This window comes from Corynebacterium hesseae (assembly GCF_037850265.1).
Taxonomy (GTDB): Bacteria; Actinomycetota; Actinomycetes; order Mycobacteriales; family Mycobacteriaceae; genus Corynebacterium; species Corynebacterium hesseae.
The window spans coordinates 2,716,539-2,739,316 of sequence record NZ_CP137211.1 but is presented as its reverse complement, the minus strand read 5'-3'; the positions used below and the strand labels follow the sequence as shown (position 1 = coordinate 2,739,316).

The following is a 22,778-nucleotide window of genomic DNA, read 5'->3' as shown; positions in this document are numbered from 1 at the left end:
TGACTAATATGACAGCTTCTGACGCAGATTTATTCTTAAAAGTGCAGGCCACAGTGTTGCGCGAGTTGTTGAGGAGTTGTTTTAGAGTTGTTTATTACTCGGTTGTGGCGCCTTAGTTGTCAAAAAGTTGTTGCCCGCAGTACCGAAATGGGCACTACGGGCAACAACTAAAAACTACTTCTCAAGGCGAGGTATCGCGCTTGAGGGCTTACTGCTTGATGGCAGAGACCTCGAGCTCGATCTTGATCTCCTCGGAGACGAGCACGCCGCCGGTCTTCAGCGGAGCGTTGAAGTCGATGCCGAAGTCGGTGCGGTTAATGGAGGTCTTAGCCTCGAAGCCAAGGCGGGTGTTGCCGAAGGGATCCTCGGCCACGCCGGTCTCTTCTACCTTGAAATCGACGGACTTGGTGGTGCCCTTGATGGTGAGATCACCGGTGACGGTGCCCTCGCCCTCGTCGTTAACGTCGAACTTGGTCGCGGTGAAGGTCATCTCCGGGAACTTCTCAACATCGAAGAAGTCCTCATTCTTCACGTGTGCATCGCGGTCAGCGTTCTTGGTATCGATGGACGCCGTCTTTACCGTGGCGGTGGCGGCGGAGTCAGTAATGTTCTCCCCTACGGTCAGGGTGCCTTCGAACTCGTTGAAGTTGCCGCGCACCTTGGTGATCATGGCGTGGCGAGCTACAAAGCCGATAGTGGTGTGTGCCGGATCCAGTGCGTAGGTTCCTGCGGTGATAGTCATGGGTTCCTCGTTTCTTCTAGGTTTCTCTAGATTGTTGACGTGACAACAAGAATTATACGCTCCTTCACTTATCTGTCAAGGGAAGAAATTGCAAGAACACTAAAGCCCCAGACCTGCTACCCGAAACCTGCAGGTGGGCGTCGTCAAGCGCGTGGCGCGTCTGAGTCAGCGAGCAGGGAGTTTCGGGATCGAGGTCTGGGGAAATGCGTGAGGTGGTGGGTTAGTTGGTTGGGATGCCCACCAGGGTGGCCTCCTTCAGTGTGACGGAGCCGGACTTGGGCATGTCGGTGAAGACGATGAGGGCGCCGTCGAAGGCCACGGGCTTCTCCTTGAGCTCGATGTCTTGGCGCGCGTTGGTTAGCGTGCCGTGTGCGAGCTCGGTGAGCTTGCCGGAGTCAGGATCCGTGGGGTCAAAATCCTTGGTATTAACGCCATAGACTTCGTACTTGGCGCCGGTGGACTTGCTCTGCTGAAGCGGAAGCGCTCGGAGTTGCGTGGGCTTGTCAATGCTGAGCAGGAGTCCAGTGTCTGCCTTCTTCGTGGACCATGAACCTGATACTTCCTTGCCCTCCGGAACGGAGGTGGTCTTGACGTCCTTCAGGAGCACCGGCGGCACGTTGGGGAATGAGGTTTCAGTCGTCGATTCGCTCTTCGTCACCACTGGGGAAGTCTTCTCATTACCCACATGAGACAGGATCCACACGCTGAGCGCGGCCATCGCCACGACGAAGAGGGTGGCCAGCGCGCCTAGGACGATGATGCCGGAGCCAGAATAGCCGCGGCCGCCGAAACCCGGAGCGGGGCTCGGGTCCTCCTTGCGCGGGGTCTCCTCCACTGGAATCTGGAGGGTCTCCTCGCCCTCGTCGCCATCGCCGGCGAAGGCCGCCAAGCGGTTGGCGATGTCCTCGAGATCGGAGTCTTGGCCCTCCTCGGCGTCGGCAGCAATCTCCTGTAGCACCTCCGGTGTCGGACTGGTGGATTCCACGAGGAGCGAGATGGCGGAGGCCAGCGCCGAGCGGTCAGTCTCCTCATCGTTGCTGTGCAACACCGCGGGGAAGGCCAGGGTGGCAATGCCCTCAGTGGAAATGCGGATGCGGTTGCGGTTCTCAATTCCCAGCACGAGGCCCGCCGCATGGGCGGCAGCCGTGGTGCGCACCAGCGGGACCAAGGCGTGGGCGACGGCGCGCGGATCGAGGTCTTCATCCTCCGACACCGTCTTCAGGGAGGTGCCCTCCACCCAGTCCGCCACGACGAGGCAGCCCTGGCGGTAAGACAGGATGTCGATGTTCTCCGCCATGGCATCCAGTTCCATCTCAGCCAGGCGGCGCGTGGCGCGGGAGACCTCCGCGGAGCGGCGGGCGGCTACCGCCGGGGTGGCCGGTGCCATCGGAGCCTCGCCCGTGGTGTCCACGAATGTCAGCGATACCAGGCGGCCGGTGGCCTGCTCGCGGGCCTTCCAGAAGCGGGTACCCGCGGCAGAGCCGTAGTCCTTGAGGAGGCGGAAGCGGCCATCGGATACCGGTGCGCCCGGCACCAAGCGTGGCCCGCGGACAATACCGGCAGACATCGGCGGCGGTACCGGCGAGGAGTTGAAGGCATCCACGCTGAAGATCGGCTGGATCTCCAGCTGCTCTGGGGCCTCGACCTCGATGGCCTCGGCATGCTCGATCTTGATGATGCGGGACATGCCGGGGATGCGCTGCAGCTGGCGGCCAAGGTTGATGACTTCCGGCAAACCCGAGCGCGAAAGCACGATGCCGGTAACAGCCACGAAGATGAGGCCCGCCACGGCAAGCTTCAGCAGGTACACGAACGGCGGCACCTGCTCCGGGAGCACGAGGTTGATGACGTAATTGATGACGAAGGCCACCACGAGGCCCACGAGGGAGGCCAGTACTGACCAGATAGTCGTCGCGATAACCGCGCGGCCACCCAGGCTGCCCAGCTTTCGCTTGAGCAGGAAGCCGCCGATCACCGCGCCGGCCACGAAGCCGAAGCCATTGGCAGTGCCCAGAAGGACGACCACGCGGTCGGGGGAATCCGCCACGTGTGGGGCAAGCAGGGAGAGCACCGACTTGGTGAGCGTGATGCCAGCGATGATAAACGTCGGCGTCCACGCTTCCTCACGGGCGTAGAACACGCGCAGGTGCAGTAGCACGAGGGCGTATGGGATGAGGGTAAAGGCAGAGAAGCTCAGCGTGAGGCCGAGTACCTCGGCCGCCTTGGCGTTGAAGGCGCCGTATTGGAAAAGGCCGCGGGCGATCGGGATGCCGAATCCCGTCATGAAGATGACGATGGGAATCAGGGCGATAAACGTCAGCTTCGTGCCCAGCGTGAGATCCCGGACCACGGCCTTGACGTCACCGTCCGCGGCGTTGCGGGACAGGCGCGGCATAATTGCGGTGAGCAGCGTGACGCCAATGACGCCATAGGGTACCTGCAGGAGAAGCCATGCCTGCTGGTAGATAAACGGCGCTTCTTTGTCCGCATGGGCCGCCACGCGGGAGGTGATGACGTAACCCAGCTGGGAAACCGCTACGTAGGCCACGATGGCCATGGCCATCCCGCCGAATTGCTTGAGGCGGTCATCCAGGCCCCACAGCGGCTTGAGGTTAATGCCCGCCTTCTTGAGATAAGGGAAAAGGATGAGGCATTGCACCACCACACCGGCCGTGGTACCTAGGGCTAGGAGCAGCACGTGCCGGTCTGTGATCGGCGAAGGCGCATCGGGATGCAAGCTGCCCGGGAGCAGCTGGTAGGCCACGAGCACCGTGATCGAGATGATGTTATTGACCACCGGTGCCCACGCGCCTGGCCCAAAGATGCTCTTGGTGTTGAGCACCGCTTGGAAGAGCGCGAAAAGCCCGTAGAAGAAGATCTGCGGCAGCAGCAAGTAGGCAAAGGAGGTGGCCTGCACGGCATTGACCTCGCCGTCCTCCGGCAACATCATGCGCGTTAACTGCGGGGCAAAGATGCAGGAAAGCACCGTGATCGTGGCCAGCAGGGAGAAGGCCAGCGTGAAGAGGCGCCGGACAAAGTCCTCGCCACGGTCAGCGTCTTCCTTTTCCGCGCGCACCAGCACGGGCACCACGAGCGAGGTCAGCACCGCGCCCAGCACGATCTCCGTGATGAGGTTGGGCAGCTGGTTCGCCGTGGTGAAGGCGGAGGAAATAGCCGGGCCGAGCGACGAGCCGATGAGCACGTTGCGGATGAATCCCGTGATGCGGGAAATCATCGTCGCAATGGCCATGGAGCCGGTTGCGCGAACGACGGCGCCGTCGGAGTTCTTTTCGCCGGAGGGCTCACTCGAGGCAGCGGCTGCCTTGCCCTTCAGTCCCGAGCGGTCCTCGAGTTCGTCGTCGACAGCAACGACGCCACTCGGCGCGCGCTTTTCCGGTACCGGCGCCGGCGGCGAAGGCGTGACAATGCGTCGGCGGGCACCAGACTTAGGTTCATGTGTCATTGAGAAAACTATCCGTGAGACTTCTTTTTCTTCCGCTTACCCAGACGGAACAGGGCAGCTAGGATGAGGGCGAGCGCGGCGATTGCGCCGACTCCATAGACGCTAACGATACCGGCACGCGTCTGCACCGTGATATCGATTGGATCCGATATGAGGTGCTCAGATGGTGTTGCAAGCCATAGGCGCAACGACATCTGGTCAACGTTGCTGGGCAGGTCAGCGGTCATGGACACGGTAATAGATCCCTTGGCTGGGATGTGAATCAAGTCCTGCGTGTTCAACGTGGCGCCGTCGGGGGCGTCGTAGGCTAGGTGGGCGTCGACAGGCAGCGGCAGGCCGTTCTCCGCCACGATGAGCAGCGGTGATGACTCCGAAACGCGGGTAAAGACGTTGCCCGGCGGGATGAGCGCCACGGAGGCGCGAAGCTCGCGGAGCATATCCGCGTTTTTCTCCAGCCGGGCGCGGCTCTGCTCCACCGAGGATGGAAAACCGTGGAGGCTGGAGCGGTCGGTAGCGCTGAGCGCCGTGAGGAGATCGCGGCGCAGGGGTGCCGTGAAGCTATAGCGCGTCATGGCGATACTGGGATCGTTGACCATGATGGACATCAGCTCATCGGTATAGCGCGCCTGCTGTGTTACCTGTGTGATCTCGGCGTCGTGGAAGGCTGCGGGATCTGGGTAGGGACTTCCGGGGTTGCCGCTGCCGGGCTCGATGGGCAGCGCGGCAACGGGACGGGGCTCGAGGCGCCCGGAATTGAGCAGGCGCTGCGCTGCTTCCATCACCGCGCGCGCGGCGGCAGGGTCCTGGAAGTTCGGCAGCTTGGCCACGGTCTCCTCTTGCGCGGACGCCACGCTTATCGACGCCCCCGCCGTCAGCGCCCTCGCCTGCTCTGAATCCATCGAAAAGTCGTAGCGCAGCTCCGGGTTGGAGTACCCAGTGGTCTGCGGCTTGGAACCGGTCTGGGCCAAGAGGGCTCCGAGGGAGGCATCAAAGGTGGCGGCCTTGCCGGCCCACTCGGAATTATCCGCCACCAGCAGCGGGACGGGCATCGAGTGCTCGCTTGTCCCTGAGGCCGGTGCGGTCAGTGGCGTGCTGAGCGGGGCGCCGAGGACGCGCTCGATGGTGTCTGCGCCCTGTTCGACGGCCTCGTGGGTGAGCCACTCGTTTCCTACCTGGGACACGGCATCGGTGTCTGCGTTAGCCCACGGCATGAGCATGCGGCAGTCCACCTTCTTCAGTTTCTCCAGCCACGCGGCGGCGTCTTGGGCGCCCGCGCCCGGCTTGCCGCGATCGGAATCGGCGCTGCTAAACCAGGAATCGCGCAGGCGCGTGGGGTGTTTGGCAGTAGAGGGGCGGGTCTCGTTGACGGTGTAGCCGGCGGACATGCGGTCAGCGGCGTCGACAAGCGCGGGGTCCAGGGCCACGCAGCCTGAACCGTGCAGATCATGCTGCAGGTAGGCGTCGAGCAGCTGATCGAGGCGCCCGCCCGGTGAGAGCTGTTCAGCGAGCTGCTCGCTTTCTAAGATGAGCTCCTCGCCGCCGGTATCTCCCGGCACGACGTCGACCTGGGCGGTCACGGGATAGATCAGTGAGAACTCGTGTTTGCTGTCGTCTTCTGCGTCGGGCGTCGGATCCTGATTTTCGCCCCTGAAATCCAGGATTGTCCGCTCTTCCGCAAAGCTCGTGGCCTGACCGTCGCGGGTGCCGGTGAGCGTAAATAGCAGTGGGTAGGCGCCGGGATCGGTGATGGCCAGCGTGGAGTCATCTCCCAACGCGGTGGGGACCTCCACGGTTACGTCGCGGCTCTCCCCCGGCTCCAGTGCTCCTGCGCCGAGCGAAGTCCCATAATAAGGAAAGGATCCCGCAGCGAGCTCTTGGCGGGCCTCCGTCGTGGAGTTCACAGCATTGCTGCGCCGGGAGGTTATCTGCAAGTCATCAACGGCGCTATCCGTCGGGTTGTGGATGCGCAGCTGGACTTTAAGCGTCTCCCCTACTCGCGCCTCCGTCGCGCTGAGCAAGCTGAGTTCGAGCTCATCGGGGCCGCGGGAGCCGAGCCAATAGTGGGAGTCGTTGCTCTCGGCGTCGGGAGTTTGTGCCTGGGCCACGGGGACGGCGCAGCCCACCGCCAGCGCCGTGATGGCAACCGCTGCGCGCCAACTCACCGCGGAGTCGCCTTTCCTGCGGCAGCTTCCTTTCGCGCGAGATCAGGGAGGAGGTCGTGGGCGATGCGGGCCAGCTTGCGCTCGTCCGCATAGGCAAGGTGCTCGATGAGCTCGGAGACCGGGATCCAGGAGACCTCGGTGACCTCCGGGTCCTCGTCATTCATGATGCCGTCCACGAAACGCAGCAGGTGGTGGTGCACGGTCTTGTGAATGCGCACGCCATCGGAGACGAACCAATAATCAATCATGCCCAGGTCCGCGAAGACCTTGCCGTGGATTCCGGTTTCCTCCCATACTTCGCGCTCGGCGGTGAGTTCCTTGGCCTCGCCGTTTTCCACATGGCCCTTCGGCATGGACCACAGCAGGCGCCCGCGGCGGTCCAACCTGCCGATGAGTGCCACATAGATCTGGGACAGGTCCACGTTGCCGTCTTCGTCGACGGCCTCCGCCAATCCGGACACGACGAGTCCGCCTGCGGACGTCTCATCCCGCGTGGTCATGCGGTTGGTGGACGTGCGCTGGGGGCGTCCCGTGCGGTGGTTCCGGTGGCCCGCGCCCCGCCGGCGGCGGCGCTTGGACCCTGGCGTGTTCTTAGTCATCCCTGCTAATCGTAGTAGACTTCGATCCGTGAATTTTCAGGACACTCAGCTAATCGGCGTTCTTGCTCGCGCGGACGCCACCGTCGCCCAGCTCAGTGGCCTCCTCAGTGGCCTGGTGGAACGCTTCGCGCTTCACGACGCCCCCCTCTACCTCGTCGGCGGCTCCGTCCGCGATGCCCTGCTCGGCCGCCTGGGCAATGATCTCGACTTCACCACCCCGGCCCGGCCCGACGTGGTGTATTCGATTCTGGAGGAGTGGGCGGAAACCGTGTGGGATACCGGCATCGACTTCGGTACTGTCTCGGCGGCTTATAAGGGCCAGCAGATTGAGATCACCACCTTCCGCTCTGATAGCTACGACGGCGATTCCCGCAACCCCGAGGTGGTCTACGGCGACACGCTCGAGGGCGATCTCGTGCGCCGCGATTTCAAGGTCAACGCCATGGCCATCGAGCTGCGCCCGGACGGTACCCGCGAATTCCACGATCCGATGGGCGGACTCGATGACCTGGCGAATCGCATCCTCGATACCCCGGATGCGCCGGAGATTTCCTTCCACGATGATCCTCTTCGCATGCTCCGCGCTGCGCGATTCGCGGCGCAGTTGGAGTTTGACGTCGCCCAGCGCGTGCGCGATGCCATGAAGGACATGGCCGCTGAAATCCAGCGCATCACCGTGGAGCGCGTGCAGGTGGAGCTCAACAAGCTCATCTGCGGCACCGCGCCGTGGAAGGGTATTGACCTGCTCGTTGACTCAGGTATTGCGGACTATGTGTTTCCGGAGATCCCGGCATTGCGCATGGCCCCCGACGAGCACGCGCAGCACAAGGACGTGTACGCTCACTCGCTCACCGTGTTGCGCCAGGCCATGGAACAGGAAGAGGACGGGCCCGACCTGATCCTGCGGTGGGCTGCCCTGCTCCATGACATCGGTAAGCCGGATACCCGCGACACTACTGACGGCAAGGTCAGCTTCCACCACCACGAGGTTGTTGGTGCGAAGCTCACCCGCAAGCGCCTGCGCAAGCTGAAATTCCCCAAGGCCACGACCGAAGATATCGGCCAGCTGGTCTACCTGCACATGCGTTTCCACGGTTTCGGCGATGGCCAGTGGACCGATTCCGCCGTGCGCCGCTATGTCACCGATGCCGGCGATCTTCTCCCGCGCCTGCACAAACTTGTGCGCGCCGATTGCACCACCCGCAATGAGCGCAAGGCCCGCCGCCTCCAGCGCACGTATGACCAGCTGGAGGAACGCATCGCGGATATCGCGGCCAAGGAAGACCTCGCTCGCGTACGCCCTGATCTCGACGGCAACGAGATCATGGAGATCCTCGGCCTTGAACCCGGCCCGGAGGTAGGCAAGGCCTGGTCTTACCTCAAGGAGCTGCGCCTCGAAGAAGGCCCGCTGGAGCGCGAGGTTGCTATTGCGAAGCTGCGCGAGTGGTGGAATTCTAGATAGGGATGTACGCAGACAGACTTTTCAACGCCCTTGAGCGCAATGATCCCGCCCCTGGCCAGCTCCTCGTGGCGGCTCCCGACGTTCTCGCGCCCCAGTACAATCGCTCCGTCATCCTCATCACCGAGCAACATGCCGGGCGCACGTATGGAGTGGATCTGACTAAGCGCTCCGAGGTCGCGGTCTTCAACGTCATGCCGGAGTGGCTGCCCGTGGTGGCTAAGCCGCAGGCCCTCTACATCGGCGGCCCGCACGACCAGCAGGCGGCCATCGGCGTGGCGCTGACCAAGCAGGGCGTGGACATCGAGAAGCAGCCTTCGCTGAGCCGCCTCGCCCCACGGGTGGCACTCGTCGATCTGCGCGTGGGTCCCGATGCCGTCACCGAACTGGTGGAAGGTATGCGTCTTTTCGCTGGTCATTTCGAGTGGGGACCGGGCGAACTCGATGAGGAAATTGATCGCGGTGAGTGGTACGTGGCCCCTGCCCTGCCCCAGGACGTAGTCTCCTCCGGATCGACAGATACGTGGTCAGACGTCATGCGCCGCCAAGCCATGCCCCTGCCGTTGTTTGCCACCTTCCCGCGCTATATCGATGAAGATAATTAGAGTTCCTCTCCACCCTCTGCGCTAACATCTCTGCCATGCGTGCGGAGATCATCAAGGCAATACGGACCTGCATGCCCATTGCCGTGGGGGTGGTGCCGCTGGGCCTCGCCTTCGGCGTGCTCATGGTCCAGACCGGTTTCGACTGGTGGTGGACCCCCATCTTTTCTATCGTTATTTACGCTGGTTCGATGGAGTTCCTCGCCATTTCCATGGTGACCGGCGGCGTGACGCCCGCCGTTGCCGCGGTGACGGGTTTCATGGTGAACTTCCGCCACATCTTCTACGGGTTAACCTTTCCGCGCGATGAGATTCGGAATCGTTTCGGCCGCGCCTATTCCACGTACGCGCTGACCGACGAATCCTATGCCGTCCTTTCTGCCTTCCCCCGTGTTTCGCGCCCGAGTGGTGCATTTGTCTTCACCGTGCAGCTTTTCTGCCAGGTGCTGTGGGTTGTCTCGGGCATCATTGGTGCGCTGGCAGGCCAGGCTATTCCGCCCTCGGTGAAGGGTCTGGATTTCGCCCTCGTTGCCTTGTTCATTGTCCTAGCGATTGATTCCTTCCAGAACAACATGGATTACTCGCTTCCGCTGTCTGCTGCGGTCCTGGGTGTCCTCGCGGGCTGTCTGTTTCCAGGGCAGCTACTCATGGTGGCGCTGAGCGCCTATTTTCTGCTCTTGGTGGTGCGCTACCTCTCTCCTCGTGTCGACAGCGCGATGATTCTACGCAGGGAGTCCTAATGCCAGCTGGAGTAACCCTGCTCAGCATCCTCGCCGTGCTTATCCCCGTCGGGGTGGTGACGGTTGTTTTGCGCTGGCTTCCCTTCGTCTTTGTGAAGGCCCTAAAGGATGGCCAATTCATCAGCATGCTGGGCTTCACTATGCCCGTGGGTGTGATGACGGTCCTGGTGGTTTACACCTTGTTTAGTCAGACCCAAGACACGGGAAGCTTTGTGGCTCCCCTTGTAGGTGCCGCGGCTACTGCCCTGCTGCATCTGTGGCGCCGCAACTCCGGCTTGTCCATCTTCGGAGGCACCGCCGTGTACATGCTGTTGATGAACGTGGTGCTTTAAAGGTCCCCGTAGAGGGCGATGGCCTCTGTCCACAAGGAGTGGAACTGGAAGGCGTCGATAAGCTCGGCATTGATGTCGGGGAATGCGTCGTAGGTGTCGGGGTGTGGAACCACGCGCTGTGGGACCTCGGCATTGCCCACTGAGGTCTCCGGTGTCGCAGCGCCGACGATGGAGTCATTCGGAGCGAGGGCGATCATGCGCAGCATGGAGCAGGCCTCAGCGTTGATTTCCTCAAGCTCCGCGATGTGTGTGGCGGTGCCGACCTCCGGGATGGTCATGGTGGTGCGAACATAAAGCTTTTTCATGTGCTCTCACTCTACCCGGGCGTAGCGTGCCGCCATAGACGCGCAGATCATCAATTGGACCTGGTGGTAAATCATGAGAGGAAGGATGAGCAGCCCCAACGAGGTGCCGCCGGAGGCAAAAATCACCGAGGCCATGGGTAATCCGGTGGCCAGGGATTTCTTTGACCCGCAGAACTGAATAGCAATGGTGTCTTCTCTGTTGAACCCCAGCTTCTGGCTGACCGCCTTGGTGAGCCAGAGCATAAAGAAGACAAGCGCGGCGGAAAAGGCAATCTGGAATAGGATTTGCCATACGCTAATCGACGCCCAGATCCCGTCCACCATTCCCTTAGAAAAGGCCGCATAGACGACCATCGCGATGGAGCCTCGGTCCACCACTTTCGTGGCTTTGCTTGCCGCGAGTTTGCCCACCCATTTTCTGGTGAGCTGGCCGAGCACGAAAGGTAGGAGCAGAAGAACAGAAATCTCAAAGAAAACAGAGCTATCGATGTGAATCCCTTCGCCGGCCCCCATGAGTGCCATGACGAGCAATGGCGTAAGCAGAACTCCAGCGAGGTTTGACGCAGACGCAGAGACGATTGCTCCGGGAACATTTCCACGGGCGATTGAGGTAAAGGCTACCGACGATTGCACTGTTGACGGTACAAGCGTGAGGTAGAGAATTCCCAAGTAAAGATCGTTTGGGATGAACGCGGTGAGCGGGCGCAGTGCGAGGCCGATGGTTGGGTAGACCACAAAGGTAAACGCCAGAATAGTGAGATGGAGCTTCCAGTGTTTGATCCCGTTGATGGCTTCGCGCGTTGAGAGTCGGGCGCCGTAGAGGAAGAAGAGAAGGGCGATCGCTATATTCGTGAGGACATCGAAGCTGTCTGCAAAGCTTCCCCGCGCGGGAAAAGCAATAGCGATTGCGACGGCGCACAGGATGAGGACGATGAGGGGGTCGAGTCTTTTTAGGCGCTCAATCATAGAAGAGAGTCTAGACGCCCCTCACGGTTTCACGTGAAACATCTTTTCAAACCTCCTGAGTCGCCAGGGATATCCATTAGGCGGAGACGTTTTTGACTGTTCCCCCGTTGTTTTCCACTCCGTACTCAGTGAGCGGTTTAGGGCTGGGGCCGCCGGTGACTTCGCCGCTGCTGAGGTCAAAGCTTGAGTAGTGACTCGTGCACGTGGCGGTCAAGCCTTCAATCTTCGTGATGAGGGAACCCTGGTGCGGGCAGGTCTGCGAATATGCTTTGAACTCTCCCTCGGTGGGTTGAGCGAAGATCACCTTGTCTACAATGATGGCGGAGCCAACGGGGATTTCCGTCGCTGCGACTTCCGCGGAAGGCTCCTTGCCACAGGCGGCGAGGTAGGCCCCAGCAAAGGTAGTCGCAGTACCGAGCAGGAAAAGGCGGCGTGAACACGTAGTCATGTGGATTACTCTATCTGATTCAGCGGCAGTGTAGGGAGAGGACAATGTGCTGTTAGCTAAGTTTGCCGTCCCACACGGGAAGCTCCTCTTCCCTGCTGCCGCTGAAATCGTAGGCACCGTATGATGTGCCGACATCGCTATAGATCGTCCCAGCTTCGTTGTGTGCTCCGCGACGTTCTCCGGCGAGTGCATACGTGGCCCCCGCGCCGAGGATGCTGAGGCTGAGCGCTGTTGCAGCGACGAGCCGTAGCGCTTTAGTTTTGGTGTTCTTGGTCATGAACACGATCGTGCGCCGCCCGACTCCTGTTGTCACGTCACATTGCCGTGTTCCCACGTAATTGATGTTTAGCTCTCAGTGCTCGCACAGGACAAAGAAAGGTGGCCACACCAATCATCGGGTCTACCCGGTGTTGAGCTGGCCACCTAAAATATAGTTTGTGATGAAATCATATGGGGACTTCTGTTTGCTCAGAATACGTCACTGTGCTGAAAAAGCCGCTCTAGTCTCGGCCCGTTTTATCGGCGTGTTGTGCCGCGGCACGGATCGCGGAGACGTCGACAGCCGGCGCCTCTCCCCCGCAGCCGCCGTCGCCACAGTTGCAGGAATCGCCGCAACCATCGTCGTCTTTATGGGCTTGGTCCCACAGGTAGGCCGCGCGGGCACCCATGTTGGAGCCGATGGAGAGCGCGAGGACAGCTACGACGGCTGTGAGTGCGGGGATTAGCCACATCCAACCTTCAGCGCGAAGCGCGATAACACCACCGAAAACGAGAGCGATCCCTCCCAGGAACCAGAACGGGCCCGCAAGAGCGTGGGCGTTGTCCCATGCCTCCCGGGTTTTGCGGATCTCCGCGAGGCGCAATCCAACAACACTGTTGCCGGGGAGTTTACGGAGTGTGGCAAGGCCGCCGACGATGATGAGGACCGCGGCAAGGACGAGGAAGATGATTCCGACTACGAGCATGCGTCTAAGTCTATCCCGCCTCCTAGCTAGCGAGAAAGCTGGTTCAATTTATTCGTTTCGTGCTGTAATATACATTTCGTGTCGCTTGGTAGATAAATAAGCGTTTATCGCCGGGCGAGAAACTCGTAGTGGTATCAACCATAGAAAAGACTCAATCATGACATTCAAGAGTGTTCTCAACTCTCTGCTGTTCAAGATCCTCGTAGCGATAGTCTTGGGCATCATAGTTAGCCAATTTGCGCCGGAATGGTTCGGCAGGGCCTTCGCAACATACAACGGACTGTTCTCGAATTTTCTTGGCTTCTTCATTCCCATTCTCATTCTTGCTCTCGTGGCACCGGCAATCGCGGGCCTCGGGCGCGGCGCCGGCAAGTGGCTGGGTATTACTGCCGGGATTGCATATGGTTCCACTATCGTGGCAGGCCTCGTTGCCTACGGTTTGACCCAGGTCCTGTACCCCACGTTGCTTGGTGGGCAGACGCTCAACACTGATGTTGCTGACATCGATGCCGGAGCGCTCGAGCCCTACTTCACCGTTGAGATGCCGGCTCCATTCGAAGTTATGACGGCGCTGCTGTTGTCCTTCTGCGTTGGCGTGGCGATGACCACTGTGAAATCCGACAATCTTTACGCGATTACTAAAGAATTTGAGAACGTCGTCATCAAGGTGATCTGGGGCTTTGTGATTCCCCTCCTGCCGTTCTATATCTTTGGCATGTTCCTCTCCTTGGGCATGAATGGCAACATCGGGACGGTGCTGGTTGCCTTCGCCAAGGTTCTTTTGCTTGCGGTCCTCATGACGCTGGTTTACCTCGTGCTTCAATACATCATCGCCGGCGCAATTGCGGGTAAGAATCCATTCCGCGCATTGAAGAACATGACACCGGCCTACTTCACCGCGTTGGGTACTTCCTCTTCGGCGGCGACGATTCCGGTGACGTTGGACGCCGCGTTGAAGAACGGCATTTCCAAGCCCGTTGCTGGCTTCGTTATCCCCCTCTGTGCGACCATCCACCTTTCTGGTTCGATGATCAAGCTGACGTTGTACGCCTTCGCGATTGTGTACATGGCTGATGGTATGGAAGCAGATTTGGGTAAGGCCTTGGGCTTCATCCTGCTTCTTGGAATCATGATGATCGCGGCCCCCGGTGTTCCGGGCGGTGCCGTGATGGTTGCCGTTGGTCTGTTGCAATCCAATATGGGCTTTGATGATTCGATGGTGGCACTGATGATTGCCGCTTACATCGCTATCGATTCCGTGGGTACGGCCGCGAACGTTACTGGCGACGGCGCTATCGCCATGATTGTTGACCGTTTCGCTCGCAATAAAATTGATGGGTTGGAGGCCGAGGCCGACGCCTCTGCTGCCGACGAGGAGCTCAGCAGAGCTTAGGTTTCAAGCTTAGGTTTCACGTGAAACCCTGAAAGCTTCCCCCTCCCCTAGCTTGCGTTCCATTTCTGGTCTATACGTCTAGACCAATCAACTGGAAAGTTGGCCGCGGGAGGGGGATTTTTGTATGCCTGGTTGCCGACGTCGCGGGCCGCTCGGTCGTGCAAGGAGCTCCCAAAAACTCCGACGAAAACCGAGATGACTCTTGTGGGACGAGCTTAGAACATGTATTCTAAAGGTGGGAGTGGGGGAAGCAATTATCCGGCTAATTTAGGGATGCAGCTCCCCATGGGAATCACAACAAATTCTTCAACCTCGGTACCTACTGCGTATTTTTCTCACTCAAACCCGCATGATCCAGAATGTATGGCGGGTCAACTCATGCGAAGAATAGAGTATGAGTTTTGGTCACGTGTCCAGCCACCGCTCGACGCAGATTCAGACACTGCATTTATGACCCTTGGTCAAAAGACGGGAAAGTCTCCGGCACATGTGGCGCGGAATGTCATGGGGCTTATTCGTCTCAGTGAATTGCCGAAGGTGAAGGCGATGCAAGACTCTGAATACGTACTCGATATGCAAGCCTTGGTTGCTATTGATCAAGTACTGGCAAAGCTGGGCAACCCTATTGCTTCAGTTATCTCAGAGATCGATAGTCAATTGGCGGCGTGGCTAACACCGACTAAACCCAACCAGGTCTTTCCCAGCGCAGAAAAGATTCGGCGCAAGGTACGCGACATTGCTAAGGTCTTGGATGATTCAATCGCGTTCCGGGATAAGCGGAAGAAGAATCGGTATTCACTCCTCACCCGGGGAGAACGTGCCTCGATCGAGTTAGAGGTCGATAGTAACGTCGGCGTCGTAATCCACGAGACAATCAAGCTGGCCGCAAAGGAGCATGACGTCTCAATGGCGGATGCCTTAGTTCTCCTCATTACGGGCAAGATTCAGCCGGAGGCTGGAAAAGTCGTTGTGCATGAATTCAAAGCCACTGACGTGGAGGGAGCGCCGGTCTTTGTTCAGGGACACGGCTGGACCGGTGAAGGAGTCCCAGCGTCGAGGACTGTGACGAGAGACTTTAGTGAAGCACCAGAACCGTGCGAAGGCTACCAGCCCTCAGATGTCACGCGAAAGTATGTCGAGGGGCGCGACGGGACCTGTCGGGCGCCTGGCTGTAATCGACCGGCGTGGACATGCCAATTGGACCACAGGATTAACTATGCCGATGGTGGCCCTACGCACCCGTCTAATTTGGTTGCCCTTTGCCAGCACCACCACAACATGAAAACTGACGGACGGGCTTTCTATATCCTGGACCCAGTTACTGGTGATGTTGTCTGGTTGTTTGAGGACGGCACCTGGGCGGTGACTGAAGCAACCGGTCCTCTGGCCCCGGCGTCTAAGGTGTGGGCACGAACCGTCGCGGAAGATGTCATTGCTCACCGGCGGAAGATGCACGAAGAGGCCAAAGCCTTGAAGGTTGAGCTTGATGGCGGAGAGTTGGTCGAAGTCTTCGACAGGACGGACCCGGCGGATCGCTACTCGAACGCATCCGATGATGTCCCCTTCTGAGGGCCAAGAGACTATCGCTGTTGGGGATTAGGGAATTAAGGAGGCTTTGGAAGGCACAGAAGGCGGCATTATTAGTGATTGCTGGCTACAACGACGGTAGCCGATGGGCTTGTGCATATGGAACACGCGCTGTTTCACGTGAAACGACCCCTTCCATCGTGATGCGTGGTGGCGCACGACGTGATGGAAGAGGCTGAGGTGGGTCAGGATTGTTCGGGAAAGCGCTTAGCCAACGGCACGCTTGGTAGCAGCCTTCATCTTGGATACGAAGTCGGTGACTGCAGAGGCGAGTCCGTCGGTGGGCTTGTTGTTCTCGTCGAGGTGAGCGTCGACAATCTTCGTTAAAGCAGATCCGGTGATGGCCCCAGCTGCGCCAGCGGAGATGGCATCGGCGACATGCTGAGGGGTTGAGATTCCGAAGCCAAGGAGAATCGGTGCCCCGCCGAAGCGTTTCACGTTGTTCACTACATCAACGAGCCCGCGGGTTTCCGATTCCTTCTCGGTGCCGGTGACGCCATCGCGCGAGATTGCGTAAATGTAGCCCCTCGAGTATTGAGCCACGCCCTGGAGGGTCTGCTCCGAGGCTTGTGCCGGGGCGATGAAGATCGGGTCAATGCCGGCCTTGTCGGCGGCGGCGACGAAAGGTGCGCCTTCGCGGACGGGGACATCGGGAAGCAAGATGCTATCAGCACCCGCTTCTTGAAACTCGGAGTAGAAGGTCTCCAACCCACGAGTGAAGGGAACATTGCCATAGATGAGCATGCCAATCGGAAGGTCTGGGAATTCGGCTCGAATCTGGCGGATTTGGGCGATGGCGGAATCAACCGTTGCCCCTCCTTCAAGCGCGCGGATGTGTGAGGCCTGAATGGTGGGACCATCGGCAACAGGGTCCGAAAAGGGGACGCCGAGCTCGAGTGCGTCGGCCCCGCCGGCGACGGCCGCGCGAACGATGTCGAGGGCAGTGTCCGGGTCGGGGTCGCTCAACATGATGAAGGGAACGAAGGCCCCTTCATTGCGGGCGGCAAGGTTGGAGAAGAGTTTCTCGTATCGGCTCATTACTTGTCCTCCGTGATCTTGAATTCGGGGTGCGCGTCGAGGGTGCGGCGGACGTGGTCGATGTCTTTGTCGCCGCGCCCGGAAAGGGAAACGATAATGGTGATGTCCTCATCTTTGCGCTTAAGCGCATAGGCCAGGGCGTGTGAGGATTCAAGGGCGGGAATGATGCCCTCGCGGCGGCTAAGGATTTGGAACGCTTCAAGTGCCTCCGCGTCGGTGATGCCGACATAGGTGGCGCGGCCCGTCTGCGCCAGGTGAGCATGCTGTGGACCGACGCCGGGGTAATCGAGGCCAGCGGAGATGGAATAGGACTCCTCAACTTGACCGTCGGCATTGCGCATGAGGTAGGAGCGGGCGCCGTGGAGAATTCCGATGGTGCCATTGTTGATCGTGGCACCGTGGTGTCCGGAATCGAGGCCCTCTCCCCCAGGCTCGGCGCCGACGAGCTCGACCGACTCCTCGTCGATGAAATCCGCGAACATGCCGATGGCATTGGAGCCGCCGCCGACGCAGGCGACGACCACGTCGGGAAGCCCGCCCGTGCGCTGAAGCATTTGGGCCTTGGCTTCCTCGGAAATCACCCTGTGGAACTCGCGGACAATCGTGGGGAAAGGATGGGGGCCGGCAGCGGTGCCGAGCAGGTAGTGGGATTCGTGGAACGTTGCGGTCCAATCGCGCAGCGCCTCATTAACGGCATCTTTGAGGGTGCCAGATCCGGAGTCCACGGGAATGACCTTCGCGCCCATGAGCTCCATGCGGTAGACATTGGGCTGTTGCCTCTCGACGTCTTTAGCGCCCATGTAGATGACGCACTCAAGATCGAGCAGCGCGCAGGCGAGCGCAGTCGCGGTCCCGTGCTGGCCCGCGCCGGTCTCAGCGATAATGCGGGTCTTTCCCATGCGCTTGGCCAAGAGCGCTTGGCCAATCACCTGGTTGGTCTTGTGGGCGCCGCCGTGGACGAGGTCCTCCCTCTTGAGGAAAATACGTGCCTTTCCACCGAGCTTGGTCGCCTCGGTGAGAGGGGTGGGACGGCCAAGGTAGTCACGAAGATAGCCGGACAGTTCTTTGCGGAAGGCGGGATCGTTTTGCGCTTCGACGAAGGCCTTCTCGAGTTGGTCGAGTGCGGGAATGAGAGACTCGGGAACAAATTGTCCGCCGAACTCGCCGAAATACGCGGGAAGGAGGGTTTCCCTGGCGTCCTGTGGGTTAGTCATGGTGTTCCTTTGGGTAGGGTTTGGGCTATGGGCTAATACGTAAAGTGACGAATGGTGTTGAAGGCCGTAGCGATGAGCGCGGTGTCCTTCCTGCCGTCTACCTCCACGCCGGAGTTGATGTCCAGTCCGGCTGTGCCGACGCGAAGCGCATCGCGAAGGTTCTCGGGTTTAAGGCCACCCGCGAGAAGTGCCTTATCTTTGACGTTGTCGGGAATTGTTGACCAATCGAAGGAGCTACCCGTGCCGCCGGCGCCAGCATCGAGGATGAGCATGTCGGAGGCGTCGGCAAGCGCAGAGGCGAGCACCGGGCCGTGTGGCGCCGTCATATCGATGGCGCGCCATATCTGCCGGTCCCCCGCTACAGCGCGGACGGACTCAATGAGTTGGAGCTCGGCCTCCGTGCTCCCCTGGTAAGGGGCATGGATCTGTAGGGCGGCAATGCCGTCGAAAGCGAGCTCTTCCCAGCCAGTGGTGCGGCGAGAGACCGCGACGTAGCTGAGATCGGGTTCGTGGGCGATGATGTCGAGCGCGGTTTCACGTGAAACACTGCGCGGCGATGCCTCTTCGAAGATGAGTCCTCCGTAGACTGCGCCGGCGGCGCGGGCGGCCTGAGCTGCAGACCACGCCGTAAGTCCGCAGACCTTATTGTGACCATAGACAAGCTCGCGTGCAGCACGATCGATATCAGGCGTACCCGTGAGTTGGGAGCCAACAAGGAATGCGTTGGCATGAGACCCAAGGCGGCGCACAGTCTGGTTGTTGCGGATGCCGGATTCCGAAACCATAACTTTGCCGGAGGGTACAAAGCGAGACAGGCGCTCGGAGCGGGTGAGATCGATGCTGAGGTCGTGGAGGTTGCGGTTGTTAATGCCAATGACGTCCACGCCAAAGGCGGTGGCGCGGTCGACCTCGTCCTCAGTGATCGCCTCAGTGAGAACGTCGAGCCCAAGGGAATCTGCTAGATGTTTGAGCTCTGCATAAGTCTCATCATCGACGCTGGACATCATGAGCAAAATGGCGTCGGCGCCAAAGTAACGCGCGGCATACACCTGGATCGGATCGATAATGAAGTCTTTGCACAAGACCGGCAGGTGCGTGGACAGCGCCACGGTTTGCAAATGGTCATAGTCACCACCGAAACGGTCCGGTTCACAGAGGACAGAGATGGCCGAGGCGTAGCGCGAATACACGCGGGCGATGGCTCCCGGTTCATAATGCTCACGGATGAGGCCGAGCGACGGGGACGCGGACTTGCATTCCATGATGAAACGGTTGGTCCCGTTGAGCGCGTCGTAGAAGGAACGCTCAGAGCGCGGGAGAGTCGTGAGGTCCACGTGGGCGAGGCGCTCACGGATGGCTGGTAGGTGCGTGCGGCGCTTGGCGACGATCCCCTCAAGCACGGTCGGCAGAGCCATAGTTCGCCTCCTCGTGCTTCTTCAGCCATGCGGCCACGGTGCCGTCCTGGATGAGTTGGTTGGCGTGCGCGACGCCGTCTTGGATGGTGTCGGTTGTGCCGTTGAGATAGAACATGGCGCCGGCGGTGGCGACGATCGCGTCGTGATGGGCCGGCTTGCCCGTACCGGCAAAAACCGCCCGGAGGGCCTTCGCGTTTTCTTCCCCGTTGCCGCCGGCAAGGTCGGTCAACTCGTGGCGGGAAATGCCGAGGTCTTCGGGGGTGAGCTCGTAGTGGCTAATGGTGCCGTCGCGAAGCTCCCAGACCTGGGTGGTGCCGTGAACGGCAATCTCATCGGTGCCAGCACCGTGGACCACGAGCGCGCGGGTGCGGCCGAGGTCCTTGAAGACCTCAGCGATGAGCTGGCCTTGCTCGGGGTTGGCTATGCCCATGATTTGGAACTCCGGGCGGCCGGGGCTCAGGAGCGGGCCCATGGTGTTGAAGAGAGTGGAGACGCCGAGGCCCTTGCGCACCGGTTGCACGTGGGCGACGGCCGGGTTGTAGGCCGGTGCAAAGAGGAAGGTGAAATTGGATGCCTCGAGCTGGCGGACTGCGCGGTCTGGGTCGAGATCAAGCGGGATGCCGAGGGCTTCCAGGACGTCGGCTGAGCCAGACTTGGAGGAGACAGAGCGGTTGCCGTGCTTGACCATCTTGACTCCGCCCGCGGAGGCGACGAGGGAAGCGCCGGTCGTGACGTTGATGGTGTTAGCGCCATCGCCGCCGGTTCCTGCGGTGTCCATGAGCCCCTTGCCGGTGACAGGGAATGGCCGGCCGGCCTTGATGAAAGCGCGTGCCGCGCCGGCGACATCAGCGAAGGTCTCTCCGCGGGTGCGGATGTGGGTCAGGAGAGCGGCGATATGGATATCGTCATACTCCCCTACCGTCAGTGGGGTGAAGACCTCGATGGCTTGCTCCAGGGTCGGCTCTTGGATGTCGAGGAAAGCTTGCAATGTCGTCAATGCCTTATTATCAGTCATTACTTGGATCCTTCAATGGTGGGGTGAACAGAAAGTTGATTAATACACCGCTCGATCATGATCGGTCCCGTCGGCGTGAGGAGTGATTCTGGGTGGAACTGGAGGCCGAGAGCCATGCCGTCGAGTGTTTCTGCGGCCATGATGACGGGACCAATGGCGGTCTCGGTCTCGGCGAGACTGCGCATTTGGGCGGGAACGTTCGCGCAGCCTAAGGAGTGGTAACGCGCAACGGGGACGAGGCGGCCAACATAGTTCGGGTTATCGGGCTCGGAATCGGTGGTGAGACCCTGAAAGAGAGGGTGGCTGGCGCCGGCGTCGGTCAGCGTTATGGGTACGGAGGAGCCGTGGACTGGGCCGCAGGGCTCGACGGTGCCGCCGAAGTGATCAAGGAGCGCCTGGAAGCCCAAGCAGATACCGAGGATGGGGATGCGGCCGAGGGAGGCGTCGATAAGCTGCATCATCGATCCGGCGTCGCGGGGATGACCCGGGCCGGGCGAGAGGATGATGATATCGGGCTGGGCGGCGAGGACTTCCTCCACGGGCACGGTGTTGCGGAAGACGGTGGTGTTATAGCCGGCGAGGGCGTCGACGAGGTTGTAGACGAAGGAATCGTGGTTATCGATGAGGAGGACGTGCGGATTCATCGGATGACCTCCAGAGATGCGTTGTGTGCCTGGGCGATGGCGCTGAGCACCGCGTAGGCCTTGTGGACCGTTTCATCGGCCTCGGATTGGGGGACGGAATCGCGCACGATGCCCGCGCCGGCCTGGACGACTGCCGTGCCATCCTTGACATAGGCAGAGCGGATGACGATGCAGTTATCCATCGAGCCATCGCCGCGCAGGTAGCCGATTGCGCCGCCGAAGGAGCCGCGGCGTGTTCCTTCGGTCTCGCGGATGAGCTCCATGGCGCGTAGCTTCGGCGCACCGGTGAGTGTGCCCATATTCATGCAGGCTCGGTAGGCGTCGAGGGCGTCGAAATCCTCGTGCAGCGTGGCGACGACCCGGGAAACCAGGTGCATGACGCGCGAGTAGCGGTCCACCTGGAGCAGGTCGGCGACCTTTCTGGTGCCGGGGACGGCGACGCGAGCGAGGTCGTTGCGGGCCAGGTCCACCAGCATGATGTGCTCCGAGACCTCTTTGGAATCGGTGCGCATCTCGAGCTCATTGCGGATATCCAGCTCGTGGGTCGCACCGCGCGGACGGGTGCCGGCAACCGGGTAGACCTGCACCTGCCGGTCAGAGGCCGTGTACTTCAGGTTGGATTCGGGGGAAGCCCCGAAAAGCTCGTGCTCGGTACCGCGCAGGTAGAACATATACGGCGAGGGGTTGGTCTCTCGCAGCGTGCGGTAGGCGGCAAAGGCATCCGGGCAGTCGAGGCTGAACGCGCGGGAGGGCACGACCTGATAGATATCGCCTGCATGTACGTTGTCTTGGAGGCGCTCGACGTGGCGGCGGAAAGCAGCGTCATCGATGCTGGCGCGTGCGCTGATGGTCTCGCGCGGTGCGGGGGCTTCTGGGGTGATGGGCTCGGTGGCAGCGGCACGGTCGAGCTCCGCTTCGAGCGCGCGCTTGTCGACGCCCCACCCCTCAATATTTGCTCTCTTGGTGAGGTGGTCCACCGTGAGGACGTGCTCGGCGACGAGAAATTCATAATCCGGATACACGTTTGGGCCGTCCGGCACCGGTGGCAGTTCCTCGAACGTGGCGACGTAGTCGAAGGCGAATCCGCCACCAAGGAACGGGAGGGACTCGCCGGAGTAGAGCTGGCTGAACTGCAACGTGCGCAGAATATCGGCGGTGGAGGTGGCGCGGAGGCGGGCGCGCTCGTCGTGCTCGGTGGGGAGAGCGAAGCGGAAGGTGACGCTGCCTTCTGAGCTGTGGATGATCCGTGATTGGAAGTCCGCGCGGAGTTCGTCGATAAGAAGGTGACCCGATGGTGTCAACGCGGTGGCGGTGGCCTCCTGGCCGCGGCATACAACCTTGAGTGCCGCCTTGGTGATGGCGATGCACGTGAGGTTTTTCTTCGACTCGATGTCCGCGGACTCTAAGAGCAGGGAGTTCTGTGGGGTGGCGAGGGCATAAAAGAGTGCGCTGGCGTCGGGTGTGTACCTGACCTCGCGTGTGGCTGTGTACGGCATATTCTGTCTTTCTTTAACGGTTTTGTGTGCTGCCGCGAGCTTCGCAAGAGAGCAAAACGCCGAAAAGCCCGCAGCTGCGGGCCTTAAATATGGGAGAACAACGAGGCCCGCGGGTTACGCGCGCCACCACCAAAGGTTAACTGTGTTCTTCATATCATTGACTCTAACACCGATACCTTCCGCCGTACAGATA

Annotated in this window: 21 protein-coding genes; 6 read left to right on the top strand and 15 right to left on the bottom strand. The window is 60.5% G+C overall.

What is annotated here, in order from left to right:
* Positions 1-208: 208 nt before the first annotated feature.
* From R3O64_RS12775 to R3O64_RS12760, 4 genes are all read right to left on the bottom strand, one after another.
* The gene (locus R3O64_RS12775) at positions 209-742 is read right to left on the bottom strand and encodes a YceI family protein (protein ID WP_070521904.1); all 534 of its coding nucleotides are present in this window, start codon (positions 740-742) and stop codon (positions 209-211) included.
* Between the two features lie 220 nt (positions 743-962).
* Positions 963-4,205, bottom strand: a complete 3,243-nt coding sequence (gene murJ / locus R3O64_RS12770; RefSeq protein WP_070533611.1) for a murein biosynthesis integral membrane protein MurJ — start codon at positions 4,203-4,205, stop codon at positions 963-965.
* An 8-nt stretch (positions 4,206-4,213) separates the two neighbouring features.
* Complete coding sequence (locus R3O64_RS12765) at positions 4,214-6,367, bottom strand: hypothetical protein (RefSeq protein ID WP_339017068.1); 2,154 nt, start codon at positions 6,365-6,367, stop codon at positions 4,214-4,216.
* On the bottom strand, positions 6,364-6,966 hold the full coding sequence (locus R3O64_RS12760) for an NUDIX hydrolase (RefSeq protein WP_010188049.1): 603 nt from the start codon (positions 6,964-6,966) through the stop codon (positions 6,364-6,366). The genes R3O64_RS12765 and R3O64_RS12760 overlap by 4 nt, the downstream gene beginning before the upstream one ends.
* 28 nt (positions 6,967-6,994) lie before the next feature.
* Between R3O64_RS12760 and R3O64_RS12755 the strand changes: the two genes are divergently transcribed.
* Genes R3O64_RS12755 through R3O64_RS12740 form a run of 4 tightly spaced genes read left to right on the top strand, consistent with a single transcriptional unit; the run spans position 6,995 to position 10,099 of the window.
* Entirely contained in the window at positions 6,995-8,428 is a 1,434-nt protein-coding gene (locus R3O64_RS12755) for a CCA tRNA nucleotidyltransferase (RefSeq protein WP_070684540.1), read from the top strand.
* A 2-nt stretch (positions 8,429-8,430) separates the two neighbouring features.
* Positions 8,431-9,030 (top strand): YqgE/AlgH family protein, encoded by a 600-nt coding sequence (locus R3O64_RS12750; RefSeq protein ID WP_070533618.1) that lies wholly within the window; start codon positions 8,431-8,433, stop codon positions 9,028-9,030.
* Positions 9,031-9,065: 35 nt separating this feature from the next.
* Positions 9,066-9,767: an AzlC family ABC transporter permease gene (locus R3O64_RS12745; protein WP_070565636.1), complete on the top strand. Its 702-nt coding sequence runs from the start codon at positions 9,066-9,068 to the stop codon at positions 9,765-9,767.
* Entirely contained in the window at positions 9,767-10,099 is a 333-nt protein-coding gene (locus tag R3O64_RS12740) for a branched-chain amino acid transporter permease (protein WP_339017067.1), read from the top strand. Before R3O64_RS12745 ends, R3O64_RS12740 begins: the two co-directional genes overlap by 1 nt.
* On the opposite strand, the gene R3O64_RS12735 is transcribed toward R3O64_RS12740, so the two are convergent.
* The 5 genes from R3O64_RS12735 to R3O64_RS12715 all read right to left on the bottom strand — a co-directional run bounded on the left by R3O64_RS12735 (position 10,096) and on the right by R3O64_RS12715 (position 12,783).
* Positions 10,096-10,404 (bottom strand): hypothetical protein, encoded by a 309-nt coding sequence (locus R3O64_RS12735; RefSeq protein WP_070565640.1) that lies wholly within the window; start codon positions 10,402-10,404, stop codon positions 10,096-10,098. The two genes, R3O64_RS12740 and R3O64_RS12735, sit on opposite strands and share 4 nt — an antisense overlap.
* Before the next feature lie 6 nt (positions 10,405-10,410).
* Positions 10,411-11,370 (bottom strand): bile acid:sodium symporter family protein, encoded by a 960-nt coding sequence (locus tag R3O64_RS12730; RefSeq protein ID WP_339017065.1) that lies wholly within the window; start codon positions 11,368-11,370, stop codon positions 10,411-10,413.
* 76 nt (positions 11,371-11,446) lie between these two features.
* Positions 11,447-11,818: a Rieske (2Fe-2S) protein gene (locus tag R3O64_RS12725; protein ID WP_070521874.1), complete on the bottom strand. Its 372-nt coding sequence runs from the start codon at positions 11,816-11,818 to the stop codon at positions 11,447-11,449.
* A 52-nt stretch (positions 11,819-11,870) separates the two neighbouring features.
* On the bottom strand, positions 11,871-12,095 hold the full coding sequence (locus R3O64_RS12720; RefSeq protein WP_070533626.1) for a hypothetical protein: 225 nt from the start codon (positions 12,093-12,095) through the stop codon (positions 11,871-11,873).
* 223 nt (positions 12,096-12,318) lie between these two features.
* On the bottom strand, positions 12,319-12,783 hold the full coding sequence (locus R3O64_RS12715; RefSeq protein ID WP_070563651.1) for an SdpI family protein: 465 nt from the start codon (positions 12,781-12,783) through the stop codon (positions 12,319-12,321).
* Positions 12,784-12,940: 157 nt separating this feature from the next.
* Between R3O64_RS12715 and R3O64_RS12710 the strand changes: the two genes are divergently transcribed.
* Entirely contained in the window at positions 12,941-14,176 is a 1,236-nt protein-coding gene (locus R3O64_RS12710) for a dicarboxylate/amino acid:cation symporter (RefSeq protein ID WP_339017064.1), read from the top strand.
* A 450-nt stretch (positions 14,177-14,626) separates the two neighbouring features.
* Positions 14,627-15,745 carry an HNH endonuclease signature motif containing protein gene (locus R3O64_RS12705; protein WP_230307929.1) on the top strand — a complete coding sequence of 373 codons (1,119 nt, stop codon included), beginning with the start codon at positions 14,627-14,629 and terminating at the stop codon, positions 15,743-15,745.
* 225 nt (positions 15,746-15,970) lie between these two features.
* Here the strand turns inward: R3O64_RS12705 and trpA are convergent, their stop codons facing one another.
* Genes trpA through R3O64_RS12675 form a run of 6 tightly spaced genes read right to left on the bottom strand, consistent with a single transcriptional unit; the run spans position 15,971 to position 22,585 of the window.
* The gene (trpA, locus tag R3O64_RS12700) at positions 15,971-16,801 is read right to left on the bottom strand and encodes a tryptophan synthase subunit alpha (protein WP_070563645.1); all 831 of its coding nucleotides are present in this window, start codon (positions 16,799-16,801) and stop codon (positions 15,971-15,973) included.
* On the bottom strand, positions 16,801-18,015 hold the full coding sequence (gene trpB / locus R3O64_RS12695) for a tryptophan synthase subunit beta (protein WP_239249214.1): 1,215 nt from the start codon (positions 18,013-18,015) through the stop codon (positions 16,801-16,803). The genes trpA and trpB overlap by 1 nt, the downstream gene beginning before the upstream one ends.
* Positions 18,016-18,047: 32 nt before the next feature.
* The gene (gene trpCF, locus R3O64_RS12690; protein ID WP_070533636.1) at positions 18,048-19,430 is read right to left on the bottom strand and encodes a bifunctional indole-3-glycerol-phosphate synthase TrpC/phosphoribosylanthranilate isomerase TrpF; all 1,383 of its coding nucleotides are present in this window, start codon (positions 19,428-19,430) and stop codon (positions 18,048-18,050) included.
* Positions 19,408-20,445 carry an anthranilate phosphoribosyltransferase gene (gene trpD / locus R3O64_RS12685; RefSeq protein WP_144676107.1) on the bottom strand — a complete coding sequence of 346 codons (1,038 nt, stop codon included), beginning with the start codon at positions 20,443-20,445 and terminating at the stop codon, positions 19,408-19,410. The genes trpCF and trpD overlap by 23 nt, the downstream gene beginning before the upstream one ends.
* Entirely contained in the window at positions 20,445-21,089 is a 645-nt protein-coding gene (locus R3O64_RS12680) for an anthranilate synthase component II (protein WP_239249212.1), read from the bottom strand. The genes trpD and R3O64_RS12680 overlap by 1 nt, the downstream gene beginning before the upstream one ends.
* Complete coding sequence (locus R3O64_RS12675; protein WP_339017062.1) at positions 21,086-22,585, bottom strand: anthranilate synthase component 1; 1,500 nt, start codon at positions 22,583-22,585, stop codon at positions 21,086-21,088. Before R3O64_RS12675 ends, R3O64_RS12680 begins: the two co-directional genes overlap by 4 nt.
* Between the last annotated feature and the right edge of the window lie 193 nt (positions 22,586-22,778).